The following is a 19686-nucleotide window of genomic DNA, read 5'->3' as shown; positions in this document are numbered from 1 at the left end:
ATGCGTAGATTTCTGGTCGCCGCCGTAGCGGCGAGCACCCTGCTGCTGGGAGCACCGGCGCCCGCCTCCGCGGATCCGCCGGAGCCCGTGCCGAGCGTGCTGCCGCCCGGCTGGTCGTTCGCCGCCGGATCGCTGACCTGGACCAGCGAGGACGTCGTCCCGCCCGGTGACGCGCGAGTCGAGTTCTGGTCCGGTGACCGGCTGCTCGGCCACGCCCGTCCGACCGCCGGCCTGCGCACGTTCGTCCTCCCGGGCGGCGCCCGCGGGCGGCTGACCGACCTGCAGGTCCGGATCGGCGGTGAACGGGTCGACGCGGCCGCGCCGACACCGAAGCGACCGGCCGCGCCCGCGCCCGCGACCCTGCCGGAGCTGCCGGCCGCCGCGGTGGACCCGGGCGTCAAGGGGCCGTACGCGACGACGACCGGCGAGTACACGCTGCCCGGCGTGAAACTGTCGACCTACCCGTCCCCGGTGGAGATGCAGGCCGTCGTGGTGGCGCCGAAGGGCGCGCCGGGCGCCCGGCCGCTCGCGGTGTTCCTGCACGGCCGGCACTGGAGTTGTTTCGCCGGCGACGACCTCGACTCGATCAGCCTGGAGTGGCCGTGCCCGGCCGGATCCCGGCCGGTGCCCAGCCACCGGGGCTACCTGCAGGCCCAGGAGCTGCTCGCGTCGCAGGGCTACGTCACCGTGTCGATCTCCGCGAACGGCGTCAACGCGCAGGACCTCGCGGACACCGACGGTGGCGCGCAGGCCCGCTCCTCGCTGGTCCGGATGCACCTGGACCGCTGGGCCGACTGGTCCGGCGGCGGCCGCGCCGAGGCCCCGGCGATCGTCCGTGCGGCGCCGCGGGCCGACCTGTCCCGGGTCTTCCTGATGGGCCACTCGCGGGGTGGCGAAGGCGTGAACCGGGCCGCCGTCGACAGCCTCGACCCGCCGGCGCACGACGACTACCGGGGCCGGGTCCGCTGGACGATCCGGGGCCTGCTGCTGGTCGGGCCCACCCTGTTCGGTCAGAACCCGCAGCCGGACGTGCCGTCGGCGACGATCCTGCCGGGCTGCGACGGTGACGTCTCCGACCTGCAGGGGCAGATGTTCGTCGACGCCACCCGCGGGGTCAGCTCCGGCCGGGCGCTGCACAGCGCGCTCTACATGGTCGGCGCGAACCACAACTTCTTCAACACCGAGTGGACGCCGGGACAGGCGGCCGGGCCGGCGATCGACGACTTCCGGCGTGAGGGCGATCCGCTGTGCACCCCCGGGCCCGGCGCGGTCCGGCTCACCGCGGCACAGCAGCAGACGGCCGGCGCGACCTACATCGCGGCGGCGGCCCGGCTCTTCGCGCTCGGTGACGACCGGGCCCGGCCCCTGCTGGACGGCACCGGGGTACGCGCGCCGTCGGCCGGTCCCGTTCGCGTGCTGAGCCACGCGATCGGGGCGAACCGGACGGCCGCCGTCGTTCCGGACGAGACCCTGGGCGTCCGGAACGCCCGGCTCTGCGACCAGGTCCCGGCCACGGCCGAGGACACCTGCATCAGCCCGGACGATCCGGTGACGCGGTCACCGCATTTCGTGTCCCTGACGGTGCCGGAGCCCGGCCGGAAGGTGGTCGCGCTCGACGGCGGCGTCACCGCCACGCTGACCCCGGCGAAGGCGCTGCCGGTGGCCGGCTCCCGCGCGCTGGCGATGCGGCTGATCGTCCCGCCGAACGCGCCGCCCACCGGGTTCGCCGTCACGGTCACCGACGACCGTGGCCGGCGCGCCGACCTCGGCACGGCCACCGTGGCCGGGCTGCCCGGCAGCGACTGGACCAGGTCGCACTGGGCGCAGGAGGTCCGGCTGCCGCTGCCGGCGGGCGTCCGCTCGGTGGCCCGGCTGGACATCACCCCGCGCGGCGACGGACCGGCCTGGCTGATCGACGCCTGGGGCTGGCGGCCGGGCGCCCCGGCGCCGCGGCCCGCCGACCTGAACCGGATCGACGTCGGGGAGATCACCGTCGACGAGGGCGACTCCGGCGAGGCGGCCTACACGGTGCAGGTCACGTCGAAGGGGCCGCGCACGGCCGCGGTCCGGTTGTTCGTCATCGACGGGCGTACCTACCGGGCGACGAGCTGGGTGGCCGAGGTGAAGCCGGGCGCCACCCGGATCCCGGTGCCGGTCTCGGTGCCGGGCAACACCACCTACGGCGGTGACCGGCGGTGGACGGTGGCGGCGAAGGCGATCCGGGGAGCGGTGGTCGGCGACTACGACGGCGGTGTCGTGGTACGGGAGGACGAGCCCGCGCCGGACGTCACGATCACCCCCGCGGCCACGGCCACCGAGGGGTCACCGCTGACCTGGACGATCACCCTGTCCGCGGCGGTCGACGACTTCACGTACCTGATCTTCCTGCCGCAGCCGCCGGCCTCCACCCCCGAGTTGTCGTCGGCCGACGTCGATCCGCAGTGGTTCACCGAGAACAGCGGGGAGGATCCGGAGCCGTCCCGGCCACTGTCGGCCTCCGGTCTCCAGCCGTTCCTGGAGGTCCCCACCGGCACGACGTCGGTGCGGTTCAGCGTGCCGACCGTGGCCGACGGCGAGGCCGAGGGCACCGAGCACACCCGGCTGGAGGGCCTGCTGTTCCTGCCCGGCGCGTGGGATCCGGTCTTCCTGCCGCCGGTCGACGGCGCCGTGACGGACTGACGACGGTGAGTGCCCGGGGCCACGCCGCCCCGGGCACTTTGCGATCATGCTCCGGTGCGGGTTGTGGTTCTGGGTCCGGTGACGGCCACATCGGACGACGGCGTGCCGGTGGAGGTCCCCGGCGCCCGGCTGCGGATGCTGCTGGCGCGCCTCGCGCTGGCCGCCGGCCGTCCGGTGCAGGCCGACACGCTCATCGACGACCTGTGGGGCGAGCACCCGCCGGCCGGCGCCGCTGCGGCGCTGCAGGGCCTGGTGTCCCGGCTGCGCCGGGTTCTCGGCGTCACGGCGACGGTGGACTTCGCGGCCGGCGGCTACCGGCTGCCGATCGGCACCGACGACGTCGACGCGCACCGGTTCGAGCAGCTCGCCGCCAAAGGCCGCCGTCAGCTCGCGGCCGGCCGGACTGCCGAGGCCGCCGCCACGCTGGGCGCGGCGGCAGCGCTGTGGCACACGAGCGCGCTCTCCGACGTCCTCGACGCCCCGTTCGCCCGCAACGCGGCGGCCCGTCTGGAGGAGCTGCGGGCCGATGCCGCCGAGGACCGTTTCGAGGCGGAGCTGGGGCTGGGCCGCCACGCCGAGGTCCTGGCCGACCTGAGCGCCGCCGCGGTGCGCCGGCCCCTCAGCGAACGGCTCGCCATGCTGCGGATGCGGGCGCTGACCGCGGCCGGCCGCCAGTCCGACGCGCTCGCCGTCTACGAGCAGATCCGGGCCCGGCTCGGCGACGAGCTGGGTGTCGACCCGTCCCCGGAGCTGCGTGAGCTGCACCTGTCGCTGCTGCGTGGCCAGCTCGAGCGGCCCGTCCCCGCTGTCCCGGCGGCGCCGTCGAGCCGCCTGCCGGCCGGGGTCACCACTTTCGTCGGGCGGGAGGACGAGCTGGCCGGGATCGCCCGGCTGATGGGCGCCGCCCGGCTGGTCACCGTCGTCGGTCCCGGCGGCGCCGGCAAGACCCGGCTGTCGCTGGAGGCGGCCCGGCGGGACCCCGCCCACGATCCGGGGCGGGTGTGGTTCGTGCCGCTGGCCGGCATCGGCGACCCGGAGCAGCTGGCCGACGCGGTCCTCGCGGTGGTCGGCTCGTCGCACGGCCGGCTCTACGACAGCGGGCAGCAGACGGCGATCGACCGGCTCACCGAGCTGCTCGACGTCGGCGACGCCCTGCTGATCCTGGACAACTGCGAGCACCTGGTGGACGCTGCCGCCCGGCTCGCCGACGACCTGCTGGGCCGGGTGGCGACGCTGCGGATCCTGGCCACCAGCCGGGAGCCGCTGGCGATCACCGGAGAGGCGCTGTGCCATCTCGGGCCGCTGGCGCTGCCCGCCGGGGAGCCGGACGTCGCGACCGCCGCCGGCGCCGCCGCGGTGCGGCTCTTCGTCGACCGGGCCGCCGGTGTCCGCCCCGGGTTCGCCCTGGACGAGCGGACCGTCGACGCGGTGGTGGAGATCTGCTGGCGTCTCGACGGGATGCCGCTGGCGCTGGAGCTGGCCGCCGTCAAACTGCGGTCGATGGCGGTGCAGCAGATCGTCAGCGGGCTCGACGACCGGTTTCGATTGCTGACGTCGGGCAGCCGGGCCGCGATGCCCCGGCAGCGCACCCTGCTGGCCATGGTGGAGTGGAGCTGGGACCTGCTCGACGAGGCGGAGCGGACCCTGGCCCGCCGGCTGTCGATCTTCCCCGGCGGGGCCGGTCCGGACGCTCTCGAAGCGGTCTGCGCCGACGCGACGCTGCCCGCGGCGGACGTGCTCTACGTGCTGGACGCGCTGGTGGAGAAGTCGATCGTGCAGCAGGACGGCGGCCGCTACCGGATGCTGGAGACCGTCCGGGCGTACGGCGCGCAGCAACTGGCCGCGGCCGGCGACGACATCGCCGACCGGTTCGCCGACCACCACCTGGAGCTGGCCGAACGCCTGGAGCCGCGGCTGCGCACCGGTGCGCAGCTGGGCGCGTTCGCCGTGCTGGACGCCGAGCACGACAACATCACCGCCGCGCTGCGCACGGTCCTCGACGCCGGGGACGCCGTCCGGACGTACCGCTTCATCAAGGCCCTGTTCTGGTATTGGGCCAACCGGGGGCTCAACGCCCAGCTGGAGACGTTCCTCGCCGCGTTGTGCGAGCTCGGCGCCATCGCGCCGGACGGCGCCCACAAGGCCCTTGCTCTGGTACGGACCACGCTGCGCGCCCGGGAGGTCCACCCGGCACGTCTGCTGTGGATCTCGCAGCAGGCATTCTCCCCCGCGGCCGAGTCCGGTTTCGATCAGGCGCTGACCTCGCCGGACCCGTGGACCCGGGCCAGCGCGAACTGGGCGCACAACTTCACCCTCGTCGAGCAGGGCGACCTGGACGGCGGCGCCCGCGCCCGGGAGGAGGCGGTCCGCGGTTTCGAGGAGGCCGGCGACCGGTGGGGCCTGGTGATGAGCCTGCTCGCGATCGGCCGGCTCCCGTCGCTGCGCGGCGACTACGGCACGTCGATCGCCGCGTTCGAACGGGCCGTCGCGATCAGCGCCGAACTCGGCACCGAGGACTACCTGTACTGGTCACGCAACCGGCTGGCCCGGGAGCGGATGCGTGGCGGCGACCTCGTCGGCGCCCGGCGGGACCTGCTGGCCATGCAGCAGCGGGCCGGCCGGCTGGGCCGTCGTCGCGAGGCGGCCCTGCTGTTCGGGGTCGCCGCCTGGGAACGCCGGTCGGGTGACCTCGCCGCGGCCGAGCGCACCCTCGACACGCTGCTGGAACGGGTGCACGATCTGCCGTACCCCGAGCGGATGGCCCTTGATCTGATCGACGGCACCCGGATGATGAACCGGCTCGCCGCACGCGACCCCGCCGCCGCCCGCGAGCTGCTGCCGCGGGCGGTCCGGCCGAACATCACCCGTAACCAGAGCAACGGCCTGGCCTGGGCGGCCGAGCAGGTCGGCGAGTTGCTGGCCCTGGAGGACCGGCCGGCCGACGCGGCCACCGCGCTGGGCTGGAGCCGGGCGATCCGCGGCGCCTTCGACCGGGGCGAACCGGTGCTGCGTGACCTGGTGGCCGGTCTGGTCACCGCTCTCGGTGACCAGACCTACCGGGCGGCGTACGAGCGGGGCGCGCGACTGCCGCGGGAGGAGGCGCTGCGGCGGCTCACCGCAGCGATCTGAACACCTCGTCCAGGCGGGGCAGGCGCAGGCCCAGCTCGTCGACCGGGATCCCGGCCGTGTCCAGCCGCCGGACCAGCGCCGACACCAGCATCACGTCGCCGGCCGGAACGGTGAGCAGGCCGGTGCCGGCATCCCGGTCCGGGATCGTGCCGGTCAGCTCGTGCAGGATCCGGGCCACCGCGTCGCCGTCGGCGGCGACCGTGACCCGCACCTGCAGCACCCGGCCGCCGATCCGCCGGCGCAGCTCCCCGGCCCGGCCCTCGGCGACCACCCGGCCCCGGTCGAGGGCGGTGATCCGGTCGGCGAGCTGGTCGGCCTCCTCCGGGAACCGGGTGGTCACCAGCGCCGTCGCCCCGTCGCGCACCAGCCGGCGGATCTCCTCCCACCGCCGGTCCCGGCCGTGCGGGTCCAGGCCGGCGGTGGGCTCGTCGAAGAGCAGCACCGCCGTCGGGTCCCGCTCCGGCCCGGCCGGTCCCAGCCGGGCTCCCCGCGGCGCGGAGATCGTGACCCGCCCCTCGTCGGGGCGGGTCAGCCCGGCCAGGACACGGATCAGGGTGGTCTTGCCCGAGCCGGGCGGCCCGAGCACCCCGGCGACGCTGCCGGCCGGCACCCGCAGGTCGACGCCGTCCAGCGCGACGGCCGGCCCGTACCGTTTGACCAGGCCTTCGACGTGGATCGCATACCGGGCGTCCACCCGTGGCTCAGAGGCTGCGGGCGACGATGTCGCCGTACGAAGTGGTCGCGTGGATCTCCAGTTCGGTGGCGCCGTCGTTCTTCAGGCGGTTGTCGATCCGGCCGTTCGAGACGCCCGCGTTCAGGGTCGCGGACACGCCCGCCGCCACGCCGACCTCGATCGCCCCGGCCTGCGCCTGGAGCACGACAGCGCCCCGTACCGCCTCGTCGATCCGGATGTCGCCCTTGCTGACGGTGATCTCCGCCGGGCCGGTGAGCCGCCCGATCGACACGTCCCCGGCGGCCACCCCGATCCGGGCGGCGGCGGCCTCGGCGATCACGATCGGCCCCTGCGCGGTGTCGAAGACGACCTCACCCAACCGGCCCTCACCCCGCAACGCGGCCGCGGCGGCCCGGCCCTCGACCCGTGACCCGGCGGGCACCCGGACCGTCACGGCGACTGAACCGGAGTTGCCGAAGAGCTGGTTCCGCGCGGTGGGCGCCTCGATCCGCAGCACCCCGTCGGCGTACCCCACGGTGATCTGCGCGGCGGCCTTGACGTCCCGCCCCTTCGCGTCGTCCGCCGGGTGCACCTCGACCGTGGCCTGCCGGTCGTCGCCGGCGGTGATCGCGATGCTGCCGGCCGGGATGTCGAGGACGACGGTGACCGGGGCGGCGGTGTCGTACGTGTGCATCATGGTCTCCCTGCTGTGTGGATCGTGCTGACCCACCGACCATGACCGCCGCCCCTGACGGCGTTCTGACAGCGCGCTGACACGCCTCCCCGGGCCGGTGTCAGCGCCCGCAGGTGAGCTGGAACGGCAGCTCCGGCACCTCCCGCGCCCACTCCTCGGCGGTGAGCCCGCGGCCGGTGATCGTGCAGCCCAGCGCGGCCGGATCGGTCCGCAGGCCGGTCAGCGCGGTGAGGTCCCACAGGGTCAGCCGCCCGTCCCAGCCGTAGTTCGTGCCGATGGCCAGGGTGTTCCCGTCGGCGCTGAACACCATGTCGACCGGGCTGTGGTACTGGTCGAGCCGCATCCGGGCCAGCTGCACCGGCTTCGACGGCTGCGAGACGTCCCACAGGATCGCCCACGAGCCGTCCTCGGCGGTCACCACGGTCGCGCCGTCGGCGCTGAACGCCACCGCGCCGACCTTGTACTCGTGACCGGTCAGGGTGGTCAGCCGACGTGGCGCGGCCGGGTTCTCGACGTCCCACAGCATCGCCGTGTGGTCGTAGCTGCCGGTCATCACCGTTTTGCCGTCCGGGCTGAACGTGACCGCGAGCACCGTGCTGCCGTGGCCGGTGAGAACGGACAGCTGTCTCGGCGCGGCCCGATCGGTGACGTCCCACAGGCTCACCGTCGTGATCGCGGTGACGGCCATGGTGCGGCCGTCCGGGCTGAACGCGATGTCACCGACCGAGGACAGGGTGAACGTCAGGATGCTGATCCGGTGGCCGGCGAGATCCCACAGCTCCAGGCGGCCGTTGCCGCCCACCGCGACGGTACGCCCGTCGGGGTGGAACGCCAGCGTGGTCGGGGACTCGACATCGGTGTGCAGCGTGGCCCGGTGCGCCGGGGCCGCCGGGTCGGTGACGTCGGTCAGGACCACCACGCCGTCCTCGGCGCCGGACCCGGCGATCACGGTTCCGGACGGGCCGATCGCGGTCCGGCCCCAGCCGCCGAACCCGGGAACCGGCAGGGTGGCCCGCCGGACCGGGCTCCGCCGGTCGGTGACGTCCCAGACCACCGCGTTCCCGTCGGCGCCGGTGGTGATCATCGAACGGCCGCCGGACGTGTACGCCATGGCCTGCAGCTGATCGTCGTGGGCGGCCGACTCGGAGAGCCGCTGCGGTGCGGCGAACTCGGTGGTGTTCCACAGCACGGCCGTGCCGGCGCTGTCGGCGGTGACGACCGTCCGCCCGTCGGAGCTGAACGCGAGCGCCTCGATGCCGCCGGTGCCGGTCATGTCGGCGATCCTGCGCGGATAGGCGCCCATCTGCCACAGGACGGCTCGCCCGTCGCTGTCACCGGAGGCCAGCACGCTGCCGTCGGCGCTGAACGCCAGCGAGAGCATCAGGGTCGTGGCGTCGTACTCCAGCTGCGCGGTCCGTACCGGCTTGGCGGTGTTCGTCAGGTCGTACACGTCGAGGTCGCCGAGGCTGGTGCCGATCGCCAGCAACGGCTGCGACGGGCTGAACGCCAGCGCGAAGACACTGCCGGCGGCCGGGATGGTGGCGCGGGCCACCGGCTCCGCCGGGGTGCTGATGTCCCAGACGTGGGTGCCGTTGACGCTGTCCACCAGGGTCCGGCCGTCGGCGCTGAACACGAAGCCGTCACCCGAGGAGACGCTGCCCGTCAGGGTGGACAGCTCCCGCGGCCGGGCGCGGTCGGACACGTCCCAGAGCGTCGCGTAGCCGTCCGGGCCGGTGCGGTCGCCGGTGACCAGGATGCGGCCGTCCGGGCCGAGCGCCACCGAATGGTAGTAGCGGTCGCCGGGCAGCGTGGTGATCAGCGCCGGGCGGGCCGGGACGCTGATGTCCCACAACTCGCCCACACCGTCCCGGGCCAGGGCCAGCACCTGCCCGTCCCGGCTGAGCGACATGTCGTTGTTCAGCGGGCCGGGCGTGCCGATCGTGGCGAGCCGCGCGGCGTCGGCCCGGTCGGTGGTGTCCCACAGTGACACGACACCGGTGTCGCCGACGGTGACCAGCAGGTTGCCCGGTCCGTGCTCGGCCTCGGCGACGCCGTCGATGGCGCCGGCGTACCGGGTCGACGCGATGAGGTTGGCGACCGCGCGGCGGGTCTCGGCCTCCGGGTGGATCCGCTGCGCCGCGATCCCCATCCGCAGAGCGTTCTGCGGCTCCTCCTGCAGGATGGCCCGGGCCTCGTTGACCAGACGCCGGCTGATGGCGATCCGCTGCTGCTGGTCGGCGTTGGCCTTCTCGCGCGCGGCGTTGGCTTTCTCGCGCTCGGCGTTCGTCTTCTCCCGTTCGGCGTTGGCCTTCTCGCGTTCGGCGTCGGCCTTCGCGGTCTCGGCGCGCTGCTCCTGTTCGCGGGCGATCCTCTCCTGCCGGCGGGCTTCGGCGGCGGCCTCCCCGGCGAGCCTCCCCTGCTCCTGGGCGATCCTCTCCTGCTCGCGGGCCTCGGCGCCGGCCTCCTCGGCCAGCTTCTCCTGCCTCGCGGCGATCTTCTGCTGCCGGCGCGCCTCGGTGGTCGCCGTGCCGGCCAGCCGCTGCTGCGCCCGGGCGATCCGCGCCTGCTCCTCGGCGCGCTCCTGCTGGCGGCGCATCTCCCGGGCCGACTCCCGGGCCAGGGTGTTCTGCCGTTCCGCGAGCCGCTGCTGCTCGGCCGCCCGGGCCGCCGCGCTGTCCGCCCGGGTCAGCTGCCGCTGTGCCTCGTCGGCGGCGTCCCGGGCCCGTGCCTCCTGACGCTCGGCCATCTCCTGCTGGCGCTGCGCCTCGCCGGCGAACTTCGCCGCGCTCCCGCGTTGCGCCGTCGCCTCCTGCTGCTGGCGGACCGCTTCCCGCGCCGACGCGTTGGCCTGTTCCGCGTTGTGCACGGCGAAGACGCCGGACACCGACGTCAGCAGGGCGAGCAGCGCCAGCGACGTGACCGCGGCCCACCGCAGCCGGCCGGCGCGACGGTGCTGCCGTACGTCCTCGCCCTCCAGATCGTCCTTGGTGACCCCGTGCATCGGGGCGGCGAGCTGGGCGATCGCGTCCCGGAAGCGGGAGTGCCGCAGGGTCAGGTGCCGGTCGTCCCGGGCCCAGCGCAGGTCCAGATGCAGCGGCTCCTCGTCGAAGACGCCCCGCAGGGCCGGCGGCACCGCCGTCGACGCCTCGTCGAAGTCGCGGCGGCTGCGGTCCCACCGCCACTCGCCGTCGGTCACCACCGGCAGGATCCGGTCCGCCGACTTGGTCGCCACCCAGTGCTCGATCTCCCGGTTGACCCAGGGGGACCGCGCCGCCTCCGGCGAGGCCATCAGCACGAAGTAGTCGGAGCTGTCGATCGCCCGCTGGATCGACGACCACAGCGCGGGCGTGACCGACAGCCCGGTCTGGTCCCGGAAGATCCACAGTGCCCGGCGGCGGTTCCACGGCCGAGCCAGGTGATGCAGGCCCCGCTGCACGGCCGGCGCGAGCCGGCCGTCCGCCGCATGGCTGTAGGAGATGAACCCGTTGTACGGCACGGTCATCGATTGTGCACGATGCGTGCCTGCTCGGGCGGCGCCGCGTCACACCGTCCGCAGGAACGCCCCGATCCTGGTCCGGGTCTGCGGGGCCACCTCCACGAACAGCAGCCGCACGTCGCCCGGCTCGTCACCGCCGCCGCCGACCTGGCAGGTCAGGTCCACCGGCCCGTCCGGGAGCAGCAACTCGACGGTGACCTGGCCACCGCGGGTCAGCTCCTCGGCCAGCGTCATCAGCGCGTCGTCGCCGACCTCGTCCAGGTCCACCACGACGTGTGCCCCGCCGATCGACAGGTTCATCGTCCGGCCGGGGAAGAGGTGACCCGACGGCAGCACCACCACGACCGGCACGTGCACCGCGACCCGCTGGTTGCGGCGCCGTTCGATGCCGCCGGCCGTCTCGTCGACCCGCAGGTACACGCCGGGGATGCTGTTCGCCGGCTCCGGGACGACGGTGCCCTCGATGCTGAAGCCGCGGCCGTTCTGGGTCCAGAGCAGGGTGGCGTCGACACCGACCATGGCGAAACTGGTGATCCCCAGGCGCAGCGTGCCGTCCGGCTCCCGGGTGACCCGGCAGGTCTGGGCCGGCCCGCCGCCGATCGAGACGCTCACCATCGGCACAGCCCAGGGCTGCGGTTTCTCAGAGGTGCTGATCATGGTCGTCGGCTCTTTCCGTGCGGGCTCGTCCCTGTGCTGACGTTATCGGCACGGCAGGGCCGCAGATGCGGGATCATCGCGACGGATCGGACCACCCTGCGGCCCGAGCCCGGCCGGCACGGCGTCCGGTCGGCCGGCGCTCACCCAGCCGGGCCGGCACCGCGAGGGACGCCGGCCGGCGTGGGGGGCGCCCGCAGCGGGAACGCCGCCCTGATGCATCGGGATGCGGTCGTGATCGGCGGGTCGGCGGGCTCGCACAAACCGCCGGCCCGGATCCTGGCGAGCCTGCCGGCCGACCTACCGGCCACCGTGCCGGCCTGTCCCGTCGGCCACTCGTACTCCCCGCAGTCGCTGCTGGCGATCCGGAGCGACGACGCCGAGGAGGCGACCTGCACCGCGGTGAGCGCCGTGCAGGAGAAGTCCATGATCGTCGAAGAGCTGATGACCCGGTCCCGGACGGCCGGTGACCGGGCGGCCGCGGGCGCCTACGCGGCGAAGGCCACCCGGGCCGACCACGCGGCCGCGGTCCTGCAGGAGCACATCACCCGGTCAGCGACCGCCCCCGCCCGGCGCTGACCGGCGGAACGCGGAGACGGCGGCGGCGCGGGTTCCGTACCACCCGTGCTGTCGTGTCGGTGTCGAACGTGACATCGCCGGGATCCTGTGCCGTTGGCATCATTGGAGCCCGATGGAACAGCGATTGACCTATCCGGGTGCGGTGCGTCTCCTGATCATGGGGCCGTTGCGGGTGTGGCGCGGCGATGTCGAGGCCGGCGCCGTGCTCCGGTCGTTCCAGGACGGCGGTCCCCGGCGCCTGCGGGCCGGTCCGTGCCGCCTCGCGGACCGGTTGCCCTCGGCCGGTGACCTCCGGTGAACGACGAACGGCAGGTTCCGATCGTGAGCGACATCGTCGGGCGGGCCGCTCCGGTCGGGGTCATCGAGGCGCTGCTCGACGACGCGATCGCCGGGCAGGGCTCCGCTCTGGTGCTGCGCGGCGAGGCCGGGATCGGCAAGTCGGTGCTCCTCGACCGGGCGATCGGGACCGCCCGGGGCCGGGGGATGCGGGTGCTGCGGGTCGCCGGGGTGCAGGCGGAGGGGCAGATACCGTACGCCGGTCTCGACCACCTGCTGCGGCCCCTGCGCCCGGTCGTGGCGGCCGCGAGTTCGCCGTACCGTCGAGCGATTGACGTTCTTGATCTGCTGAGCCGCCGCGAGGAGCCGGTCCTGCTGGCGATCGAGGATGCCCACTGGCTGGACGACGCGACGTGGGAGACGCTGACGCTGCTGTGCCGGCGCATCGAGTCGGACCGGGTCGCGGTGGTGATGGCCGTCCGTGACGGTGAGGACATCGACCGGCGGCTGTCCGTCGCGGCGCTGCGCGAACTGCGGCTGGAGCCACTCTCCCCGGAGGACGCCGGGACGCTGCTCGACCGGACGGCGCCCGACCTGCTGGCGGCCCTGCGGGCCCGCGTGCTCGACGAGGCGGCCGGCAACCCGCTCGGCCTGGTGGAGCTCGGATCGGCGGCCGCGCGGTCCGGGTCCGCCGCGCTGCTCCCGTCGTCCCTGCCGCTGACCACCCGGGTGGAGCAGACCTTCGGCGGGCTGGTCGCCGACCTGCCGCCGCTCACCCGGGATCTGCTGCTGATCGCGGCCCTGAACGACGGGGCCAACCTCGACGAGACCCTGGCGGCGGCTCGGGTCATGACCGGCGCCCCGGTGCCGGCCGAGGCGATCCAGCCCGCCGTCACCGCCCGCCTGGTGACCGTCGACGAGCAGTACGATCTGCGGTTCCGGCATCCGCTGCTGCGGTCGGCGCTGCGCCAGCAGGCCCCGCCCGGCCGGCGCCGCCGGGTCCACGCGGCGCTGGCCGAGACGCTCTCCGGCAGCCCGCAGCGGGAGGTCTGGCACCGTGCCTCTGCCGCGTCCGGCCCGGACGAGACACTGGCCCGCGAGCTCACCAAGGCCGCTCAGCGGGCCGCCGACGGCCAGGCCGTCTCGATCGCGCTGGCCGCTGTCGACCGGGCGGTCCAGCTCAGCCAGGATCCGTCCGAGCGCGCCCGGCGTCAGCTGTGGGCGCTGCACCTGACGCACGAGCAGGGTGACATCGCGGGCATCCGGCAGCGGATGGGCGACATCGACGAGACCGCGTTGCGGCCGGCCGAGCGGGCCCGGCTGGCCTGGATCCGGGACTCCTACGCCGGCGGCGCCTGGACCGGCCCGGAGCGCACCCTGGGCTACGCCGACCTGGTCGAGTCGATGCTCCGGGCCGGCGATCCGGAACTCGCGACACAGTCCATGATGGATGTCGCGCTGCGGGTCTGGTTTTCCAACGTGCCGCCGCCCATCCGTGACCGGTTCGTCGAGGTCACGCTGCGGCTGCCGGCCGACGATCCGCGCCGGATCGGCATCCTGGCCCTGGTCGCGCCGGTGGAGTACGGCGCTGCCGGGCTGGACGAGATGCGACGGCTCGTCGACCGGACCGACCTGCCACCAACGTGGCGCAACGAGCTGGCGAACGCGGCGCGGGCCGTCGGCGCGTTCGACCTGGCCGCCACGTTCGCCATGTCGGCCGCGGGCGAGCTCCGCGCCCAGGGCCGGATCGGCACGCTGTCCCAGGCGCTGGTCGCGGCCGCGGCGGCGTACGCCGGAATGGGCGATGCCCGGACCGCCCTGCCGCTGGCCCTGGAGTGCATCGCCCTCGCCGAGGAGGTCGGGCAGCCGATGTGGGCGGTCGGCGCCGGGCTGATGGCGGCGCTGGCCGATGCGCTGCGCGGCGACACGGTGTCAGCCCGGCAGCGCGCCGATGTCGCCGAGCGGGTGTTCTCCGCGGCCCGCCGGTTCCCGATGCTGTCCGGGGTGCAGCGTGCCCGGGGTGTCGCGGCGCTCGCCGAGGGGCACGCCGAGGACGCGTTCCGGCAGCTGATGCGGGCGTTCGACCCGGAGGACCCGGCATACCACGGGCATCAGCGGACGCTGCTGCTCGGCCACCTGGCCGAGGCGGCGATGCTCGGCGGTTTCCTGGACGAGCTGGCCCCGGTGGTGGCGGAGCTGGAGCCGATCGCCGCGCAGAGCGGGTCGCCCGCATTGCGCGTCGGGCTCGGATTCGCGCGGGCCGTGCTGACCGGCGACTACGCGGCGGCGCTGGCCGGTGACCTGACCGCCTGGCCGTTCGACCGGGCGCGTCTGCAACTGTTCCACGGGGCGTCGCTGCGCCGCTCGTACCGTGCGGCCGAGAGCCGGCCACTGCTGCGGGCCGCCGCCGACACGTTCGACGCGCTCGGCGCCGCCCCGTGGGCCGACCGGGCCCGCGCCGAGCTGCGCGCCACCGGGGAGGCCCGGCGCGGGCCGGCCGGCGCGATCGACGCGCTCACCCCACAGGAACAGCAGATCGTCCGGCTGGCAGCCGACGGTCTGAGCAACCGGGAGATCGGCGAGCGGCTCTTCCTGTCGCCCCGGACGGTCAGCACCCACCTGTACCGCATCTATCCGAAGCTGAACGTCCGGTCCCGGGCCGAGCTGGCTCGGATCCTCGACCCGCCCGCCCCGGGGTGAAGGGCCGTTCGTGCGGCGATCGATCGTCGGCGCGCCGGGCGTGGACCGTCGACCGTCCCATCCGGGAGCGCGGCGGGCGGCGGGCGGCCTGACGCAACTGTGCGGCGACGACGGCCAGCGGCAGATCCGGGGACGCGGTGAGCTGCGCCGCGGTGTAGGCCAGGGCGAGCGGCAGCCGTCCGCACAGGTCGGCGATCTCGTCGAGCAGGGCGATGTTCGCGACGTCACGCGGGCGTCCGGTGATCCGGTTCTGCAGGAGCGCGCGGGCGGCCCGGGAGTCGAGGACGTCGACGTGAACCAGGTGGGCCCCGTGGCGGGCGGCCACGTCCAGCAGCGGCCGCCGGCTGGTGAGCAGAGTGAGGCTCCGCGGGGAGCTGGGCAACAGCGGGCGTACCTGATCGGCGTCGCGGACGTTGTCCAGCAGGACCAGGATCCGCTTGCCGGCGGTGAGGCTGCGATACGCGCCGACCTGGGCGTCAATGGTGGCCGGCAGGTTCGGGGAGGGTAGGCCGAGCCCGTGCAGGAGCGATCGCAGCGCGTGCCGGACGGTGACGACCTCGTCCTCGGCCCGGTCGCCGCGCAGGTCGAGGTAGATCTGCCCGTCGGTGAACCCGTCGCTGACACGATGGGCGAACTGGACGGCGAGCGCTGACTTGCCCGTTCCCCGGCGGCCGTCCAGGGCGATCACCAGCGGGCCCGTCCGCCGCCCGTCACGGAGCCCGGCAGCCAGACCGGTCAACTCGGTCAGCTCGGCGGAGCGTCCGCCCCACGACGGGAGGCCGGGGGGCAACTGCGCCGGCCGTGGGGCCGGAGGGGCGCCGCCCACGGTCCGCCCCGTCACCCGGCGGTACGCCTCACTCATCTCCGGCCCCGGCTCGACGCCCAGGTCCTCGGCCAGCCGGCGGCGGGCCGCCCGATAGACGGCCACCGACTCGCCGTGGTGGCCCGCGACCGCGAGCGTCCGCATCAGGCCGGCGTGCACCTGCTCGTTGTACGGGTCCATCTCCGAGGCCTGCCGCAACGGCTCCAGCACCGTCGACGGCCGGTTCAACCGGATCGCCACCGTGGCGGCGGCCAGGACCGCCTCGGTGAACTCCCGGTCGGCAGCAGCGAACGCGGCCCGCGCCGCCGGGGTGTCGGCCAGCCCGTCTCCACTGCGGCCCCGCCCGAGCCGCAGCGCCGCCACGTACCGGTCGAGGGCCTCGTCCGGCTCGTCGCGGGCGGCGGCGTTCCCGGCCTCCGCGATCAGCCGGCGGAACCGCACCAGGTCGTGGGTCTCCGGACCGGCCGAGAACCGGTACCCGTTGCCGTGCCGCGTCAGGTACGCACTGGCGGCGCGTGGCGGCAGGCCCGGTTCGAACAGGCGGCGTACCGCACCGACGTACTTGTGAATGACGTTGATCGCGGTGGCGGGCGGCCCGGACCCCCAGATCATCTCGATCAGCTCGGACATGCTGACCGGCTGCCCGGCGCGCACCAGCAACAGCCCGAGCAGGCATCGCTGCTGACGTGGCCCGGCGTCCACCTCACGATCGTCCCGCAGCACCTGGAGCGGACCGAGGATCCGCAGGTCGACCGGGACGCGAGGACCTGTCGAGAGGGCTGTCATGGGCTCGAGGCTAGGAAACTGACGGCCCGCTCAGATTGCGTCGGATGACGTAATCCCCGGCGGCTCAGACCGCACCTTGAGGTCGTCCGCCGCGAGGTCGTCCGGTGTCAGCGAGAAGAGAACCAGATCGACGCGGCCGGCGTGGGTCGAGCCGGCATTGCGCAGCCCAGGGGGCGACCCAGGTAGCCGATCTCGCTGACCAAGCCGTGCCAGTCGGTCTTCTTCGGACCGACGGTGCCGAGGAGACGGCCGGTGTGCGCGTCGACGATCGCGAACTGCGTCCCGTCCCCGGTCTCCCGCAGGGAGTGGGAGATCGTGGGGCGAATCCCGGGTCCGGGAGTCAGCCCTCGGCCCGTACCGCCGCGGTGAGGGTGTTCGCGATCAGTCCTCGAACGGGTCTACACCTCGCCCCGCTGACCCGGATGACTCGTACCTTTTATACCTTTTATAGGCAAACAGTTGGAACACAACAGGCAAGGGCAAAATATGGCTAAGTACACGATCTTGCGCGATATGAGCCGGCAGAACGTGGCGGGCCCGTTCGAGGCCGCGATCTCCGAGCGGGAGGGCGCCGCGCCCAGCAGCGCCCGGATCGAGGTCGAGTCGCTGGACAAGCGGGACATCCGCACCCTCGCTCGCGATCCGCAGGTCCGGGCCATCGCGCCGGTCATGCCGGTCACACTGGTCCGGCCGGTGGACATGGAGGGCGCCCAGCCGGAACCGCAAGCCGCGGCGACCGGCGCCACCTGGGGCGTCCAGGCGGTCGGCGCCGACGTCTCGACCCGTACCGGCTCGGGCGTCACGGTGTGTGTCCTGGACACCGGGATCGACGCCGGGCACCAGGCGTTCAGCGGGGTCACGCTGGTGCAGAAGGACTTCACCGGGTCCGGCGACGGCGACAAGCAGGGCCACGGTACGCACTGCGCGGGCACCATCTTCGGCCGCGACGTCGACGGCACCCGGATCGGTGTGGCGCGCGGGGTCACCAGGGCGCTCATCGGCAAGGTCCTGGGCGACGACGGCAGTGGCAGCACCGACGGGATCCTCAGCGGCATCCAGTGGGCGGCGGTCGAGCAGAACGCCCACGTCATCTCGATGTCGATCGGGATCGACCTGCCCGGATTCGTACGCCAGCAGGTGGAAGGCGGCATGCCGGCGGATCTGGCCGCCTCGGCCGCGCTGCAGGCGTACCGGGCGAATGTGCGGGCCTTCGACGCGCTGATGGAGATGATCCGCAGCCGCGAGGTGTTCGAGAACGGCAGCGTGATCGTCGCAGCGGCCGGAAACGCCAGCCGCCGCCAGGTGAACCCGGACTTCGAGATCGGCGTCGAGATGCCGGCCGCCGCGGACGGCGTGATCTCGGTGGCCGCCCTGCAGCAACCGGCCACGGCCCTGCGGGTCGCCCCCTTCTCCAACACGTTCGCCAACATCAGCGCTCCCGGTGTCGGCGTCGTCTCCGCCAGGCTCGGCGGCGGCCTGCTCAGCCTCAGCGGCACGAGCATGGCCGCGCCGCACGTCGCCGGAATCGCCGCCCTGTGGTGGGAGCAGATCCTCACCACCGCGGTCCCCGCGACGACGGCCCGCGCCGCGGTCGTCGCCAAACTGCTCGCGAGCGCGACGACGAACACCTTCGCGCCCGGCGTCGACCCGGCCGACCGCGGGGTGGGCCTGGTCCAGGCCCCGTAGTCCTCGGCAACCTGCGGCGGTGGCCCGGTCCGGCCGGTCAGCGTGAGCAGCCTCGCGCCGCCGCCGGGCCGCCGCCGATGCCAATTCCGCTGCACCGCTCAGTACCGGTCCGGATGGACGACCCGGAGATCGTTCAGGTACCCGGGGTCGAAGTCGGTGGTCGACGCGGGACCGGGATCGTAGGTGGGGCCGGCCGACGCGTGGACGATGTACCCGGCCACCCACGCCCAGACGACGACGGCGGCGATCACCAGCAGGATCACGTGGTTCCGCCGGGCCTTCGGGTCCACCGGCGGAAGCGGCGACGCCACCCGGGGCGGCGGCTGCCGCGAGGCGGGCTTCTCAGCCGACAGGACACCCACGAGACTCTCGAGATGACGTGGGCGATCCGGGGCCGGTGGTGGTGGCGGGAGTACGGGCTCCTCGACGATCTTGCGGCGGCAGGCGACCACGACGGCCGCCGCCGCGAGACCGGCGACTCCCACGGCGGTGGCGGCGGCCAACGGCACCCATCGGGGCAGGGCGGGCCGGGACGGTTCGGTCACGGGCCACCACATCGGCAACCGAACGCCAACCTGAAGGAAACCACTTCGGGAGACCCCGCTCAGCGACGGTAGACGCAGGCGGCGAGGACGTCGTAGGAGAAGGTGAGGCCCAGGCCACTGCCGTCACGGTAGTCCGTCCGCCAGTCGTCGTCCCGGAAGTCCGCGCGCTCACGGGCCTCCACGCAGGCCACCTCGGCCATCGCGTTCGTGTGGATCGCGAACGTCCACACCGCGAGCACCCCGAGCGCCATCGCCACGAGGATCGCCCGGAAACGGAAGGGACTCGGTGTCCCCGCCTCCGGCCGCGGTGGCGGCGGTGATGGTGGCAGCGGCGCCTCGGTGACGGCCGGCTCGCGGCGGCGGGCCACGGCCACGGCGGCGAGCCCGGCGGCCCCCACGGCGGCCGTCGCGGCCAACGGCGCCCAACGGGGCAGGCGGAACAGGGACGGTTCGGTCACGGGCCACCGCATCGGCAACCGAACGCCAACCTGAAGGAAACCGGCCCCGGCATCCGGCCGATGATCAACGCTCGGCACAGTCGCCGGAAACACTGTGGACCTCGCCGAGCGGCCGGCCGGACCCCACGCTGTAGGAGGAACTGCGGGCCCTCGCGCAATCAACCGCGTTCAGGTCGTCGCAGATGACCATCAGCGCCCACACCGCGGCGACGACGGCCACGATCATGAGCAGGATCCCACCGGACCGCGGCGGTCTGTCCCTCTCGACGGGCGGCACCGGAGTCGGTGGTGGCAGTTCGGGCACGTCCTCGACAACGGTGGCGGGCTGCCGGCGGCAGGCGACAGCGGCGGCCGCGGCGATCCCGGCGACGCCCACGGCGGTGGCAGCAGCGAGCGGCAGCCATCGGGGCAGGGAGAACTCGGGTGGTTCGGTCACGGGCCACCGCATCGGCAACCGAATGCCGACCTGAGGGAAACCGGCGGACCAAGCATCCTGTGCGGCCGTCGA

General features: G+C 74.2%; 14 protein-coding genes. 6 read left to right on the top strand and 8 right to left on the bottom strand.

The features are described 5' to 3' along the window. Positions 1 to 2679 carry an alpha/beta hydrolase gene (locus tag BM290_RS02710; protein ID WP_093609504.1) on the top strand — a complete coding sequence of 893 codons (2679 nt, stop codon included), beginning with the start codon at positions 1 to 3 and terminating at the stop codon, positions 2677 to 2679. 54 nt (positions 2680 to 2733) lie between these two features. Then, the gene (locus tag BM290_RS02705; protein ID WP_093609502.1) at positions 2734 to 5808 is read left to right on the top strand and encodes an ATP-binding protein; all 3075 of its coding nucleotides are present in this window, start codon (positions 2734 to 2736) and stop codon (positions 5806 to 5808) included. Here BM290_RS02705 and BM290_RS02700 read toward each other — a convergent pair. The 4 genes from BM290_RS02700 to BM290_RS02685 all read right to left on the bottom strand — a co-directional run bounded on the left by BM290_RS02700 (position 5792) and on the right by BM290_RS02685 (position 11328). Beyond that, on the bottom strand, positions 5792 to 6502 hold the full coding sequence (locus BM290_RS02700) for an ATP-binding cassette domain-containing protein (protein ID WP_093609500.1): 711 nt from the start codon (positions 6500 to 6502) through the stop codon (positions 5792 to 5794). The genes BM290_RS02705 and BM290_RS02700 overlap by 17 nt on opposite strands. A gap of 7 nt (positions 6503 to 6509) precedes the next feature. Continuing rightward, positions 6510 to 7175 carry a DUF4097 family beta strand repeat-containing protein gene (locus BM290_RS02695; protein ID WP_093609918.1) on the bottom strand — a complete coding sequence of 222 codons (666 nt, stop codon included), beginning with the start codon at positions 7173 to 7175 and terminating at the stop codon, positions 6510 to 6512. Between the two features lie 100 nt (positions 7176 to 7275). Then, positions 7276 to 10677 carry a TIR domain-containing protein gene (locus tag BM290_RS50530; RefSeq protein ID WP_093609498.1) on the bottom strand — a complete coding sequence of 1134 codons (3402 nt, stop codon included), beginning with the start codon at positions 10675 to 10677 and terminating at the stop codon, positions 7276 to 7278. Between the two features lie 39 nt (positions 10678 to 10716). Further along, a complete protein-coding gene (locus BM290_RS02685; RefSeq protein WP_093609496.1) occupies positions 10717 to 11328 on the bottom strand; it encodes a PilZ domain-containing protein in 612 nt (203 codons plus the stop codon). 213 nt (positions 11329 to 11541) lie between these two features. Here BM290_RS02685 and BM290_RS48055 point away from each other — a divergent pair, with 213 nt between their 5' ends. From BM290_RS48055 to BM290_RS02675, 3 genes are all read left to right on the top strand, one after another. Beyond that, on the top strand, positions 11542 to 11904 hold the full coding sequence (locus BM290_RS48055) for a hypothetical protein (protein WP_177319545.1): 363 nt from the start codon (positions 11542 to 11544) through the stop codon (positions 11902 to 11904). Positions 11905 to 12016: 112 nt separating this feature from the next. Then, complete coding sequence (locus BM290_RS47035; protein ID WP_143133583.1) at positions 12017 to 12202, top strand: hypothetical protein; 186 nt, start codon at positions 12017 to 12019, stop codon at positions 12200 to 12202. A gap of 23 nt (positions 12203 to 12225) precedes the next feature. Continuing rightward, positions 12226 to 14880: a helix-turn-helix transcriptional regulator gene (locus BM290_RS02675; RefSeq protein WP_177319544.1), complete on the top strand. Its 2655-nt coding sequence runs from the start codon at positions 12226 to 12228 to the stop codon at positions 14878 to 14880. Here the strand turns inward: BM290_RS02675 and BM290_RS02670 are convergent. After that, positions 14789 to 16489: an AfsR/SARP family transcriptional regulator gene (locus BM290_RS02670; RefSeq protein WP_093609490.1), complete on the bottom strand. Its 1701-nt coding sequence runs from the start codon at positions 16487 to 16489 to the stop codon at positions 14789 to 14791. The genes BM290_RS02675 and BM290_RS02670 overlap by 92 nt on opposite strands. Before the next feature lie 513 nt (positions 16490 to 17002). Between BM290_RS02670 and BM290_RS02660 the strand changes: the two genes are divergently transcribed. Next, positions 17003 to 18175 carry a S8 family peptidase gene (locus tag BM290_RS02660; protein WP_203779094.1) on the top strand — a complete coding sequence of 391 codons (1173 nt, stop codon included), beginning with the start codon at positions 17003 to 17005 and terminating at the stop codon, positions 18173 to 18175. A 98-nt stretch (positions 18176 to 18273) separates the two neighbouring features. Here the strand turns inward: BM290_RS02660 and BM290_RS02655 are convergent, their stop codons facing one another. The 3 genes from BM290_RS02655 to BM290_RS02645 all read right to left on the bottom strand — a co-directional run bounded on the left by BM290_RS02655 (position 18274) and on the right by BM290_RS02645 (position 19614). Next, a complete protein-coding gene (locus BM290_RS02655; protein WP_143133582.1) occupies positions 18274 to 18720 on the bottom strand; it encodes a hypothetical protein in 447 nt (148 codons plus the stop codon). A gap of 59 nt (positions 18721 to 18779) precedes the next feature. After that, on the bottom strand, positions 18780 to 19178 hold the full coding sequence (locus BM290_RS02650) for a hypothetical protein (protein ID WP_143133581.1): 399 nt from the start codon (positions 19176 to 19178) through the stop codon (positions 18780 to 18782). A 64-nt stretch (positions 19179 to 19242) separates the two neighbouring features. After that, a complete protein-coding gene (locus BM290_RS02645; RefSeq protein ID WP_143133580.1) occupies positions 19243 to 19614 on the bottom strand; it encodes a hypothetical protein in 372 nt (123 codons plus the stop codon). Positions 19615 to 19686: the final 72 nt, after the last annotated feature.

Source organism: Actinoplanes philippinensis, assembly GCF_900113015.1.
GTDB classification, from domain to species: domain Bacteria; phylum Actinomycetota; class Actinomycetes; order Mycobacteriales; family Micromonosporaceae; genus Actinoplanes; species Actinoplanes philippinensis.
Note: the sequence above shows the minus strand (reverse complement) of the source record. Positions and strands in the feature narration are given on the sequence as shown.